Source organism: Pseudobutyrivibrio xylanivorans DSM 14809, assembly GCF_900141825.1.
In the GTDB taxonomy this organism is placed as follows: Bacteria; Bacillota; Clostridia; order Lachnospirales; family Lachnospiraceae; genus Pseudobutyrivibrio; species Pseudobutyrivibrio xylanivorans.
In genome coordinates this window covers 1-13381 of record NZ_FQYQ01000009.1, presented here as the reverse complement: position 1 = coordinate 13381, position 13381 = coordinate 1, and the positions used below count along the sequence as shown (strand labels likewise).

The following is a 13381-nucleotide window of genomic DNA, read 5'->3' as shown; positions in this document are numbered from 1 at the left end:
CTGCATAGTTATGCCAGACAGATTGATTGATTGATTGATTGATTGATGCTAGCTCGTCTTGGCATACTTGTCAACCCCTTTTTTCCACAAATTGTGACATTCAATCCAACTGGTTACAATGTGTATTGTACCAAAATTCATCTCGAGGGGTGTGTTTTATCCATGAACTTTTCATCCACTCTGTCATATTTGTCTCCACAATAAAAAACAGCCCTCGGAATCCCGAGGGCCATACTACTAATCAAATATTAAAGTTTTGTAAGTACAAAGATATCGTAAATTGCTTTCACAGCAGCCTCGAAATCTTCGTTCTGAACTCCGATGATGATATTCAACTCGGAAGAACCCTGGTCAATCATGCGTACATTTACATGTGCATGGCTGAGGGCTGAGAAGATACGACCAGCAGTACCACGTGTGCTCTTCATACCACGACCTACAACTGCAATAAGTGCAAGATCTGACTCAATCTCAATAGAATCTGGTGAGCAATTACGGTGGATAGCAGAAACTACTGCCTGCTCCTTGTTGATGAACTCATCCTCGTGAACAACAACTGTCATTGTGTCGATACCTGAAGGCATGTGCTCGATGCTGATTCCGTTGTCCTCGAATGCCTGAAGAGCCTTTCGGCAGAAACCAACCTCTGAGTTCATAAGAGACTTTGTGATAAGTACTGTACAGAAGCCCTTCTTACCAGCAATACCAGTGATAACGTACTCATTTCTCTGAGCTGTAGATTCTACAATCCAAGTACCATCATCCTCTGGCCTGTTTGTATTTTTGATATTGATAGGAATACCTGCTGAACGAACTGGGAAAATAGCATCCTCGTGAAGAACGCCTGCGCCCATGTATGAAAGCTCGCGAAGCTCACGGTATGTGATTGTCTGCATTCCTACTGGATTCTTAACGATACGTGGGTCGCAAATCAAGAATCCTGAAACGTCTGTCCAGTTCTCGTAAACATCAACCTTTGCAGCACCTGCAACGATTGAACCAGTAACATCAGAACCACCACGTGAGAATGTCTTTACCTTGCCGTCCTTACCACAGCCATAGAAACCTGGGATGACTGCACGTGGATGCTCCTCAAGAGCCTTTGCCATTGTCTTTTCAGTCTTGTATGAATTGAGCATTCCCTCTTCATTGAAGAAGATAACGTCCTTTGCATCGATGAAATCATAGCCTAAGTACTTAGCCATAATCTTTCCGTTGAGATATTCTCCACGGCTTGCAAGATAATCAAGTGATAAATCCTCTTTAATCTGGGCTGCAATTTCTTTGAAATCCTCATCAAGTGAGAAATCTTTTAACTCAAGACCTGTAATAATCTCATCATAGCGAGCCTTGATAGCCTTAAGATTTTCCTTAACATCCTTGCCTGCCTTAGCAGCCTCATAGGTGCCAATAAGCATGTCTGTAACCTTTGTGTCCTTGCTGTTGCGCTTACCTGGTGCCGATGGAACTACAAACACGCGATTCTCATCAGCGCGGATGATATCGCCAACCTTCTTAAACTGGCCGGCGTCCGCAAGTGAGCTACCGCCGAATTTAACTACCTTCTTCATAATAATCAAAACCTCATTGTTCTAATATTTTCGTATGAAATAACTTTTAACAGTGTACACTAATACTTTATCGAATTAAAGTGCTAAATTGCCCAAAAAACTACGATAAAAGTACTCTGTCATTATCTAATTCTTCTCCAGCGCCCACCTTAAACTTCTCTAAAAGGTCATTTACAGTGAGCCCTGCTCTCTCTTCCCCTGAAGTATCGAAAACGATTTGTCCAGCATTCATCATAAGGGTTCTGTTACCTACGTCAAGTGCCTGGTGCATATTGTGGGTAACCATAAGGCAGGTGATTCCACGTTCTGCAACGATACTCTTTGTAAGCTCCAGGACTTTTTCTGCTGTGGCTGGATCAAGAGCTGCTGTATGCTCATCCAAAAGCAAAAGCTTAGGTGTAACAAATGTAGCCATCAAAAGTGTGAGGGCCTGACGCTGACCACCTGATAATAAGCCAACTGGCTGCTTCATTCTATCCTCAAGTCCCATGCCAAGAAGTGAAAGCTGCTCTCTGAACTTTGCCTTGTCCTTGCCACTGATTCGTGAGAAGTACTGGCTTGAAGCATGGCTGGCACGTAAGTAAGCAAGTGCCATATTTTCCTCAATGGTCATGTTTGGAGCAGTGCCCTTCAAAGGATCCTGGAAAAGATGTCCTATCACCTTGCTTCGAACATGCTCCTTCTTGAATGTAATGTCCTCACCATCAAGATAAATGTTTCCCTCATCAACTATGAAGGTACCTGCGATGGCATTGAACATGGTAGATTTGCCCGCTCCGTTAGAACCAACGATAGTGGCAAAATCTCCATCCTTTAAATCTAAAGAAAGATTGGTAAGTGCCGCCTTTTCATTGACGGTGCCGGGATTGAAGGTCTTTGAGATGTTGTCGATTTTAAGCATTGTCCTTCACCTCCCTGTTACCTCTATAGTTAGCAAACTCTCTCTTTTTGAGGGCTGCCTTCTTTCTAACATAAGGCATTGCGATTGCAACTGCAACAATTATTGCAGAAACAAGCTTTAAGGCCTCTGCTGGCACACTCATTCTAAGAGCGATTGCCACAATAAATCTGTAAAGAACAGAACCAAGAATAGTTCCAAGGATTCTTCTGATTGTGCTTCCTTTGTTGCCAATAAGAGTCTGTCCAATGATAAGTGAAGCCAGCGCGATTGTAACCATACCTGTACCAATATTGATATCTGCAGATTTCTGATATTGGGCAATGAGACAACCTGAAAGACCAGTAAGTGAATTGGCAAGACAAAGACCTACAGTGATTGTAAATGTAGGATTGATAGATGATGATTTTACCATCTCGGCATTATCACCTGTTGCACGGATAGACATACCAAGTGTAGTACCAAGAAACCACCAGAGAGCCAAAGCGATTAACACAACAATAAGTGCTACTGTAACCACCTTGTACCAGTCACCAAATATCGCATTTACGAATCCATCTTTTCCCAAAGAGAAAAGTGTATCGCATCCAAACAGGTTGATAAGAGATGAGAATCCCATTACGGCAATGTTGATAGTATACAATGCCGTATTTACGATAATACCTGCAAGGATAGATTCCACCCCAAGTCTTGTCTGTAAGAATGCAGTGACAAAACCTGCCATTGCTCCAGATACCATTGCCGCAATAAGTGCAAGGAATGGGTGACCAGCGAGTGTAACCACAGCACCTACCGCACAACCTAATGTGAAGCAGCCATCTGTGGTCAAATCTGCGATGTTAAGAATTGTAAATGAAATAAAAAGTGCTAAAGCAACTAGGGCGTATATACACCCTAGTTCTAAAGCACTCTGAAAAATCGAAATTGTAAATATAGACGACATAACATTAAACCCCTAATTATTTATTCGAACTCCTTTGAAGTCTGGATTTCTACAAATCCATCGCACATATCGCGAAGCTTTTCGTAATCCAAATCAAGTGCTGCAGCTGTCTCTGTGTTAACAGTAGCTGTACCATTATCAAGAGTCTTAACTGCAAGTGAAGCTGGCTCCTTGCCATCCACTAAAACCTCTGCAACCATCTTTGCTGTCTCAACACCAAGTGTTGCGTAGTTTACACCATATCCAAGGTATGCACCGTTAAGTGCGAATGAATCTGCACCACAGTAGTGAGGAATTCCTGCATCGATAAACTTCTCATAGATAGCAAGCTCAGCTGTCATGATTGTGTTGTCAGTTGGTGTGAATACTGCTCCAACCTTCTCTGCACAAAGAGCATCTGCTGCAAGCATAACCTCATCATTTGTTGTACCAGTCTTCTCAACAACCTCGATACCTGCATTCTCAAGGTATGCCTTAGCTGCCTTGATTGGAGCTGTTGAAGCATCCTGTGACTTATCATAAAGAAGACCAACCTTCTGTAAATCTCTATCCTGCTCCATCATCAAATCAAGAATAGCCTCTGTATTAAGAGCATCTGATGTACCTGTGATGTTGGCACCTGGTGCATCATTTGAAGCTACAAGACCTGCGCCCTCTGGATCAGATACTGCTGCAAAAATAACTGGAATCTGATTGTCCTCTGTAGCTGACTGGCAAATCATTGCTGTAGGTGTTGCGATTGGAACAAGCACATCTACCTCATCATTTATAAGCTCTGTAACAATCTGGTTGATTGTAGTGGAATCAGCCTGACCATTGTAGTAGTAATCCTTGTAGTTAAAGGTAACACCCTTCTCCTCTGCGATGGCATCAAGCTCCTTCTCAAGATTGTCTACAATCTGATTAAGGGATGCGTCATCAACATACTGGATAATCCCCACCTTATATATCTTTCCATCAGCAGCTGTGTCGGCACCTGCTCCATTATCTACTGCTTTCTTGCCGCCACAACCAGCAAAGCATGCTGCTGCCATGGTCATGATCATAAGCATTGAAATTATTTTCTTTTTCATAAGTTGTCCTCCTCAATACTGCGTTCGACTAATAGCAATATTGTAGCATATCACTTTAGCGAGTTAAAGTATAAATGTGATTTAATTTTGCATAAATAATTCTGATTATTCTTTAGTTTTTCCTAAACTATTTTATGCAGACGTAATATTGTCGTAACTTCTTCGAAATATTTATATAATTTTTCCGGTTAAATATATAATTTGTCCTGTTTTTACCCTTTTATTCCACAATTACAATATTTATGTGGTTATAACATATTAATGTATATGAAAAAGTGAGGAGGTTATTAGTGAAAAACAAATTAACAGCGGCGTTGTTGGCGATTGTTATGTCTGCTACACTCTTGGTTCCATCCATGACAGTAAAAGCAGCTGATACAATCTACAACAATAAGACAGGTAACCAGGATGGTTACGACTACGAGTTATGGAAAGATACCGGAAACACTAGCATGACATTGAACGCTGGGGGAACGTTCGATTGTTCATGGAGCAACATCAACAATGCTCTTTTCCGTAAAGGTAAGAAATTCGATAGTACACAGACTTATCAGCAGATAGGAAATATTACCTTTGATTACGGCTGTGACTACAGACCTAACGGTAATTCTTATCTTTGCGTCTATGGCTGGACCGTAGATCCGCTTGTTGAGTATTACATCGTAGACAGCTGGGGAACATGGCGTCCACCAGGAGGAACACCAAAGGGTCAGATCCAGGTAGATGGTGGCACATATGATGTCTATGAAACCACAAGATACAATGCACCTTCTATTCAGGGTGACACAACATTTAAACAGTACTTTAGCGTTCGTACCTCTAAGAGAACTAGCGGTACAATTAGCGTTTCTGAGCACTTTAAGGCTTGGGAAAGAATGGGTATGAGATGCGGTAAACTTTATGAAGCCGCATTAAATATCGAGGGATATCAGAGTAGCGGTTCTGCCAGCGTTTATAAGAACAACATGACAATCGGTGGTTCTTCTAGCAGTTCTGGCAACCAGGGCGGAAACCAGGGTGGAAACACTGGAAATGAAAACGCTGGTAACAATCTTGTAACAGTAGCAGATGCTGACAAGATTCAGTGCGAAACCATGACAAAGGGTGGCCAGTATACTGGCGGTATCTCTTCTCCTTTCAGCGGCGTAGCTCTCTATGGAAACAACGACACAGTTAAGTTCACACAGAACTTTACAAAGGGAACTCATGATTTCACACTTCGCGGTTGCTCAAACAATGACAACATGGCTCGTGTAGATCTTAAGATTGGCGGTCAGAATAAGGGTACATTCTATTTTGGCGATGCTAACCCTGCAGAGTACACAATCAAAAACGTTAGCCATGGCACAGGCAATCAGACAGTTGAGCTTGTAGTTACAGCTGATGATGGTCAGTGGGATGCTTATCTTGACTGGCTCGGAATTGGCGGTATCAGCTCTGAAGGTAAATCAGGCAGCGGCTCTTCTTCACAGGGCGGCAACACTGGAAACACAGGAAACACTGGCAGCCAGACAGGTAACACAGGCTCTACAGAGCAGCAGTCTGGAAACACAGGTGCTTCTACAGAGACTTCAGGCTCTACAAAGATTGAATGCGAAAAGATGACAAAGAGTGGCCAGTACACTGGCAACATCTCTTCTCCTTTCAACGGAGTAGCCCTCTATGCTAATAATGACGCAGTTAAATATACACAGTACTTTGCTTCAGGCACACACGATTTCACACTTCGCGGATGCTCTAACAATAACAAGATGGCTCGCGTTGATTTGAAGATTGGTGGCCAGAACAAGGGAACCTTCTACTATGGAGATTCTTATCCTGCAGAGTACACAATCAAAAACGTAAGTCACGGCACAGGCAATCAGACAATCGAGCTTGTTGTTACAGCTGATGATGGTCAGTGGGATGCTTACCTTGATTACTTAACAATTAGTGGAGCAGGTGCAGCTGGTGCCGGAGCAGGCGCTGGTGCTGGAAGCTCTTCTAACACAGGCAATAACTCAGGTACAAACACACAGAACCAGAAGCTTATTGCTCTTACATTTGACGATGGTCCTTCAAGCACAACAAGCCAGGTACTTGATATTCTCGAGAAGTACAATGTTAAGGCTACATTCTTCCTTATTGGACAGAACGTAAACTCTAACACAGCTTCTATCGTACAGAGACAGGTAAAGATGGGTTGTGAGCTTGCTTGCCACTCATACACACATGAGGACATGACAAAAATGAATGCTTCACAGATTAGAAACCAGATTGACTGGACAGCTTCTGCTATTAAGAACACAGCTGGTGTTGACGTGAAGTTCTTCAGACCACCTTACATTTCTGTAAACAACACAATGTACCAGAACATCGACCTTCCTTTCATTCAGGGAAGTATGCACAACGACTGGGAGTCAAGCACATCAGCTTCTCAGAGAGTAAACTCTGTTCTTAGCTCAGCTAAGGATGGTGACATTATTCTCCTTCACGACTTCCAGGGCAACAGCCAGACTGTATCAGCTCTTCCACAGATCATCGAAGGTCTTAAGAACCAGGGTTACACATTCGTAACTGTAAGTGAGTTATTCGAAATGAAGGGTGTAAATCCTAACGTAGAATACAAAATCTGGTCAAATGTAAAATAATGGATTGAATGATTATAAGTTTATAACCACGTAAAAAATGGGAACCTCTCATACGGGAGGTTCCCTTCTTATTTGTTATTCCACCAGTCTCACTACAGCGCCATCCATAAGCCCGACATCCTCCAGTGATTTCTCACCTCTAATCTCACCTTTGGCTATGTCACAGCTGAATGAAAAGCTGTCTGGATTATTCACATCAAGTCCAAGTCCGATGCCCTCATTCAGAGAATAGATTAACTCATCACAGGTAAGGGATCTTGGCACCTCGATATCCTGCCTGCTGTCACCCCAGCAAAATTCAATTATCATCTTATCCTTCATAAGCCCATCTCCTATTCCACCGTCTTGACTCTCATAATCTTTCCATCGCTGATAAAGAATGCATCACCCTTGGCATTAGCCTTTTTAACCTGACGCTTGATATTAATATTGATATCAACGAACTTAATATCAGCCATATCCTCGAAGCAAAGCACATTCATGCAATTTCGAATTACGATTAAGACTGGGTTTGATAGTGCGGTCAACGTAACATTTTCAATGTTTGTAAAGATGATTGAAACTCTGCAGTTTGCATACTTGGTAATCAGACTCTTGAACTTTTCATATACTTCGCCGCTTTCCTTCAGCACATCTGGAATCTGAGGGCTGGCAAGCACAATAACCTGAAGAGGCTCGCCGGAAATAGATTCGCCTGTCATCTTCTTGTTGAAGCGACCCTTGGCGATGTTATAAGCATCCTCGATGACATCGATTATCTCCATCTGATCCTCAGTATAATGTTTCAATGCTGGATTATCCTTACAATATGAAAGGCTACCCTTCTCATCATCAATAACTGTAAGCTCCACAGGGAAATCGCCTACACTGTCTCCGAATTTATCCATGGTGTAACGGATAAAATCACTGCGTCCCAAGTCATCCCTGCCAAGGATGGCAAGTAGCGGCTTCTTAAGCAAATCGTTGTACTCAGGATTTGCCTTGGCATAGCCCAAGCCTACTAACATCTTGTAATCCGTCATCTTGGCACTGCCGAATCGGGTAATGAGATATTCGTCATTCAATACATTCGGAACATAATCCACCTGCTCAACAGTGGTGGTAACGTATTTGCTGTTGACGCTCTCAATATATTCCTTAATCTTTGAAATTCGCTCAACCTCCTTGCCCATAGAGAATGCAAGATAGGTCTGGAATTCCATAACCTCATTATCGATTGTGATAAGACCGCGGCCTGGCATTTCATCTGGCTGAGTTCTGCACTTGTCGATAAGCATCGAATACTGTGAACGGTCGTTACAGTTCATTGCAATCTTCGTAGAGAAGTTTGTAATGAGCCTGTAGCCAATTCCGCTCATCTGCTGATTCGTAATTACGATAGAGATACCAAGTGCCACACCATCTCTACAAATCTTTATAAACTGACTCTCGTAATTAGCATAAACATCCTTAAAGGCTGTGTAGTTTTCAAGGAAGATTACAATCTGCGGAATATCAGTGTTTCCAGCATCCCTGTATGCTCCAAATGAGCTAAGACCTGCGTTGGCAAGAATCTCTCTTCGCTCATCAATCTTCTTTTGAATCATATCAAGGAAATGCTTCAGCTTATCCTCATCTGCCAGACTGATAACTGAGCCCACATGCTTCAGCTGCTCAAATGCCTTCATAACCATTGAAGCAAAATCAAGGATGTAGATATTTACCTCTTCTGGTGTGTATTTCTGGGTAAGACCATAAATCATGTTTTGAACAAGATAAGTCTTTCCAGAAAGTGATGAGCCAAGAATAAATACATGGTTCTGGGTAAAGTTTACCTGAAGCTCTCTTTGTGCCTGACGGGATGGATCATCGTAAATACCTACAGGCACAACAATATCCGTACCCTCTTTTGCAAGCTTCTCAGGATATGGGATTACATCCCCCAGTGGAGGTAGGCATATCTCCTGAAGCTTATTAATTCCAGCCTTCTTACAATACTGATCTATATACTCAACAATAGCATCAAGCTCTGTAACTGTATTGTCGTTCTTCTGAGGCTTCTGGGCAAACAGCACTTTCCTGCGTCCAGCCAAATCCATTGAAGAAATCTCAAACTTCTTCACTGCTCTCACGTTGGCATCTGAAATGTACGCGCCACTATATGCCGACTGGAACAGCTCGAAAATCTCGTTATTGCCCACCTGCAAATATGCTCGACCTGGCTCTCTGATTTCCGCTGCAAGTGGCGATTTCAGTACCTCGTTACTATCTGATTTATCCTGTACCTTCAAACACAGCTTGAACTTTGAATTACTCCAAATCTGGTCATTTACAACACCCGCTGGCTTCTGTGTGGCAAGAATCAAATGAACACCAAGACTTCGACCAATACGTGCAGCACTAATAAGCTCCTTCATGAACTCAGGCTGCTCACTTTTCAGCTCCGCAAACTCATCAACGATAACAATGAGATGTGGAAGCGGTGTAGGTGTAGTGCCGTTCTTATAGAGCTTGATATAATCATCAATCTTATTTACATCATACTTGGCGAAAAGCTCCTGACGCTTAATCAGCTCAGCCTTAATAGACATCAGTGAACGATTTATCTGCTTGCCGTCGATGTTTGTAATGGCACCATTCAAATGTGGCAGATCCTTAAACTGGTTTGCCATACCACCGCCCTTGAAATCGATGATGATAAATCCCACCTCGTATGGATGGAACAATGTGGCAAGTGACAGGATGTAGCTCTGGAGAATTTCTGATTTACCAGAACCTGTAGTACCTGCAACAAGACCATGTGGTCCATGGAACTTCTCATGTATATCAAGGGATACCACATCTCCACCACTCTTTAGACCAAGAGGTGCAGCCATTGTCTCGTAGATTCTGGAATTTCTCCATCTTTCTTCCAATGAAAGCTCAGAAATATTTCTTATTCCAAGAAGCTCGAAAAGTGTGATGCTCTTCACCAGATCATTTTCCAGTGATGGCTCTTTAATAAATACAGGAGCCAGCTTTCTGGCACACTGCTCTGCCACTTCCTTGCTGACATGAGGATAGGTAAACTCCTGAACCTCTGTGGCATCCTTCAAATCCTTTACCCAGCCTATGTTATCGCTATCGCTGAGTGTAACTCCGATTTCGCATGCCTTGTGCAACAGCGCCTCTGTCTCCTCAAAGAAGATAAAGGTGAATCCATATTTTCTGGCAGTATCAAAATACTTACTTACTGGATGCTCCGACAAACGCTCCGAACGGAAGGCAAATACGATATAATCTGGAAGCTCTTTTACAGCTTCTGGCTTCATGCCTTCACGCTTTGAAATCTCTGCATAAATATTTCCCAGCACAAGCTTGCTGGTCTCATCATCATACATGATATTTCTGGCGCCAGTCTCCTCATCATAAGTATTCTTCAGCCAGCGAACCCACTGCATGTATGGCGCATAGACCTCATCAAGAAGAAATACCATCTTCACATCTGTAAAAGATTCCTGACCTGCAATTGTAAGCACCAGGTTCTTCATGATGTGATAAAGCTTTGTTCTGTTTCCAACAAAGCCTACAGCGTTTACCTTGCCAAGAGGAAGTACCACTGGCATCTGCGGAATATATTCATACTGGTTATGGATGCGCTCTGGCACATTAATCAAATCATCATAAACATGAACATACTCCTGCTTGTGATATTCCACCTGAAGAAGAGATTTTACATTTCCAGTGCCCAGACGAACATCAAGATAATCCTCGTGTTCCTTGCGCTTTTCAAAAAGCTCCGGAGAAAACTTAAGAATCCTGTCAACTGTAGTTTCAAGTGATGGATTCCTTCGGGTAATAATATCTTTTTCTTCTTTTCTAAGCTTGTTAATCTCCTCAACCTTAGTGTTGATATATTCGCCGTATTTTTCTTCGCGCTCTGCTACCTTCTTCTTATAATCCTTGCCATTATCGATATAGGTCCACACCGACATAGCCGCACCAATCATCATAGATGCAGCAAAGTACAACACGTACATAATGCCGCCACTCATCATGCGGCTTCGCACAAACACCATAAGAATAAGCATCAAAAAAACAGGTGTTAGCGTCATCAACAGATTCTTCTTTGGCTCCTGAGGTGGATTCTCAGGATTAAGAACCTCTATCTTATCATCCGGCAGCTCATAAAGCTCCCTGGCCTTTAAGAAGAATTCTGGGTATTCCAATGCTTTCCCCTGTTTCTTATTTTGATTATTCGAATTAAAATCCTGTGTAATCATATTTTCCATCCTTTGTTATAAGGCTGTCCACAATCTGTGGAACAATTATAAATCAAAGATATGAAAAAACTGCAAAGACCGTAGTTGGCTTTGCAGCTTATGTTAATATTTATGTTCCTATAAAGTTTGATTGGAACGTATAAAACGCTTACTTATGAGGTCTAGCTAATAGCATAAACATAATACTGAGAAGTAAAAAAAAGCTGAATATACCTCTTACAAGAGGATGTGCCCCGTCAATAATTGCCCAAACAAGAAGCACACTGAACAAAATCATTCCAAAGACACTTCTGATAAACAATCCTTTTGCTATGTCCTTACCAATTTCGAATTCATACCATACCTAACACAAGTAAATTCCATTACCACGCAATTCTTTCTTTAAAGATTCTTGGTTATCAAACATATAGTCTATAAAAATCTTCCTTTGATTCTTCAAATATATTTTTATACCATCAGATTTTTGTTCTATCTTATCAATTTCTTTTAAGCTGATTTCTCTTTTAAAAATAAACATTTTATAGATGACAATTTTATCGTCTTCCAGTACATATGTATAAAAATTATTGAGCCGTATTAATACTAAAAAGGCACCAAAAATAATTATAAATATACCTAACCCTGCTAGCATATATACATCAACCTCATTTTTACAGCTATCAGCGACGATATAGCATGTCCAAATTGCAAAAACAGACATAAACATTCCTATTAATGCTGATGTTTTTCTAGGACGTAATCTTACTACCTCTCTTAATCCCTGCGAATAAGCATTGTCTATTAGAAATGCTATTAACTCTATTACAAACATAACCAAACCAGCTAATTGAACTTTCTCAATTAAGGATATTTGAAGTAAATTATTCATAAACAACCTTTCCATACTTTGAATGTTTAAAATATCTAACTTTTATATATTCGTCTTTATGTAAGCTATATCCATAAACGTTAAGATGTAATTCCGCATTTTCCTCATCTATAATAGAAATACGCCTTAATTTATTTGTATTTTCTTGAGTAATATCCCATCTAACTACATAACCCGATGTTTCCATGTATTCATCGTTCATTGCTGCTGGAAAATCCATTATTACTGGAATGCATAACTCAATCAGAATAAACAAAGATAATCCATAAATTAAAAAATGACATATTGCATTTGCTAACAAACTATGATTCTTAAAGAAATTCTCTCCATAGCTTCCAAATGGATTTTTTCCAAGAATATTTCCATGCTTTTTAATTGTATAAAAAACATATATCCCTATTCCGAGTAAAATAATTAATACTTCAATCAAAGTTACTATGTATATTCTCTTCACGCTCTACCTCTCCTTTACTCATCATATTCCTCTTTTTCCGTAGAAATTATTCTTTCATTAATTAATTCTGTAGGCTTATATTTATCTTCATTTTGAGTAGCTTCTTTTGTTTTATCTTCCTTTTGATTTATATTACCCTTTATGTTCTCCCACCATTTTTGACCTGTGGCTACAATTGTATCTAACCCAAATGGTATTCCTTCATTTACCGCATAATATGTTAAATACTTACTTCCATGTCTTCTTAACGTTTCACCAAGGCATCCTCCTGGTAGCCTGTGAATGCAAATGGTTGGATGATGTTGCCATCAGTTGTGTAGCCATGCTTATGCTCTTTGATTTTAATTTATAACTATGAAAAAACTGCAAAGCCCAACATTGGTGTTGATTTACACTTAAAACTGACCCAGGATTTACGCTCAGAATTGAGCCACCAGATATAACAAGTAAATCCTGTTGTCATATATTATAATTGTTGTTCCTTGAAAATTTAATACTTAGAATTGACCCCCCTCTTTAAGAAAAATACAATACTTTTCGTATATCAATTCGTATATACGGAAAGGAGAAAAAAGAGGTGAAAGACTTGGAAGATTGGGCAGCTGTACAGAAAGTGTACAAGCAAACGAAGTCGAAACGCGCTACAGCTCAACTCCTTGGTATCTCACGCAACACAGTGAAAAGGCTTCTTGCAATGGATAAG

Annotated in this window: 9 protein-coding genes; 1 reads left to right on the top strand and 8 read right to left on the bottom strand. The window is 40.8% G+C overall.

Annotation, left to right across the window (positions count from 1 at the left end; translation table 11 throughout):
- Positions 1–248 precede the first annotated feature (248 nt).
- From BUA88_RS08310 to BUA88_RS08295, 4 genes are all read right to left on the bottom strand, one after another.
- On the bottom strand, positions 249–1571 hold the full coding sequence (locus BUA88_RS08310; protein ID WP_072915892.1) for an aspartate kinase: 1323 nt from the start codon (positions 1569–1571) through the stop codon (positions 249–251).
- A 100-nt stretch (positions 1572–1671) separates the two neighbouring features.
- Positions 1672–2472: an ABC transporter ATP-binding protein gene (locus BUA88_RS08305; RefSeq protein ID WP_072915887.1), complete on the bottom strand. Its 801-nt coding sequence runs from the start codon at positions 2470–2472 to the stop codon at positions 1672–1674.
- Positions 2465–3412: an ABC transporter permease gene (locus tag BUA88_RS08300; protein ID WP_072915880.1), complete on the bottom strand. Its 948-nt coding sequence runs from the start codon at positions 3410–3412 to the stop codon at positions 2465–2467. The genes BUA88_RS08305 and BUA88_RS08300 overlap by 8 nt, the downstream gene beginning before the upstream one ends.
- Before the next feature lie 20 nt (positions 3413–3432).
- Positions 3433–4485 carry an ABC transporter substrate-binding protein gene (locus BUA88_RS08295; protein WP_072915874.1) on the bottom strand — a complete coding sequence of 351 codons (1053 nt, stop codon included), beginning with the start codon at positions 4483–4485 and terminating at the stop codon, positions 3433–3435.
- Positions 4486–4775: 290 nt separating this feature from the next.
- On the opposite strand from BUA88_RS08295, the gene BUA88_RS16495 reads away from it, so the two are divergent.
- A complete protein-coding gene (locus BUA88_RS16495; protein ID WP_083572440.1) occupies positions 4776–7115 on the top strand; it encodes a glycoside hydrolase family 11 protein in 2340 nt (779 codons plus the stop codon).
- A 75-nt stretch (positions 7116–7190) separates the two neighbouring features.
- Here the strand turns inward: BUA88_RS16495 and BUA88_RS08270 are convergent, their stop codons facing one another.
- The 4 genes from BUA88_RS08270 to BUA88_RS08255 form a co-directional block, all read right to left on the bottom strand.
- A complete protein-coding gene (locus BUA88_RS08270) occupies positions 7191–7436 on the bottom strand; it encodes a hypothetical protein (protein WP_072915871.1) in 246 nt (81 codons plus the stop codon).
- A gap of 11 nt (positions 7437–7447) precedes the next feature.
- A complete protein-coding gene (gene essC / locus BUA88_RS08265) occupies positions 7448–11356 on the bottom strand; it encodes a type VII secretion protein EssC (RefSeq protein WP_072915862.1) in 3909 nt (1302 codons plus the stop codon).
- Between the two features lie 343 nt (positions 11357–11699).
- A complete protein-coding gene (locus BUA88_RS08260) occupies positions 11700–12224 on the bottom strand; it encodes an EbsA family protein (protein WP_072915850.1) in 525 nt (174 codons plus the stop codon).
- Positions 12217–12678, bottom strand: coding sequence for a hypothetical protein (locus tag BUA88_RS08255; protein WP_072915845.1), 462 nt, complete (start codon positions 12676–12678; stop codon positions 12217–12219). Before BUA88_RS08255 ends, BUA88_RS08260 begins: the two co-directional genes overlap by 8 nt.
- Between the last annotated feature and the right edge of the window lie 703 nt (positions 12679–13381).

Bases quoted from the DNA above. Each gene is read 5' to 3' on its own strand.
- BUA88_RS08310 (WP_072915892.1), bottom strand. From the start codon at position 1,571: ATGAAGAAGGTAGTTAAATTCGGCGGTAGCTCACTTGCGGACGCCGGC.
- BUA88_RS08305 (WP_072915887.1), bottom strand. From the start codon at position 2,472: ATGCTTAAAATCGACAACATCTCAAAGACCTTCAATCCCGGCACCGTC.
- BUA88_RS08300 (WP_072915880.1), bottom strand. From the start codon at position 3,412: ATGTCGTCTATATTTACAATTTCGATTTTTCAGAGTGCTTTAGAACTA.
- BUA88_RS08295 (WP_072915874.1), bottom strand. From the start codon at position 4,485: ATGAAAAAGAAAATAATTTCAATGCTTATGATCATGACCATGGCAGCA.
- BUA88_RS08270 (WP_072915871.1), bottom strand. From the start codon at position 7,436: ATGAAGGATAAGATGATAATTGAATTTTGCTGGGGTGACAGCAGGCAG.
- essC (WP_072915862.1), bottom strand. From the start codon at position 11,356: ATGATTACACAGGATTTTAATTCGAATAATCAAAATAAGAAACAGGGG.
- BUA88_RS08260 (WP_072915850.1), bottom strand. From the start codon at position 12,224: ATGAATAATTTACTTCAAATATCCTTAATTGAGAAAGTTCAATTAGCT.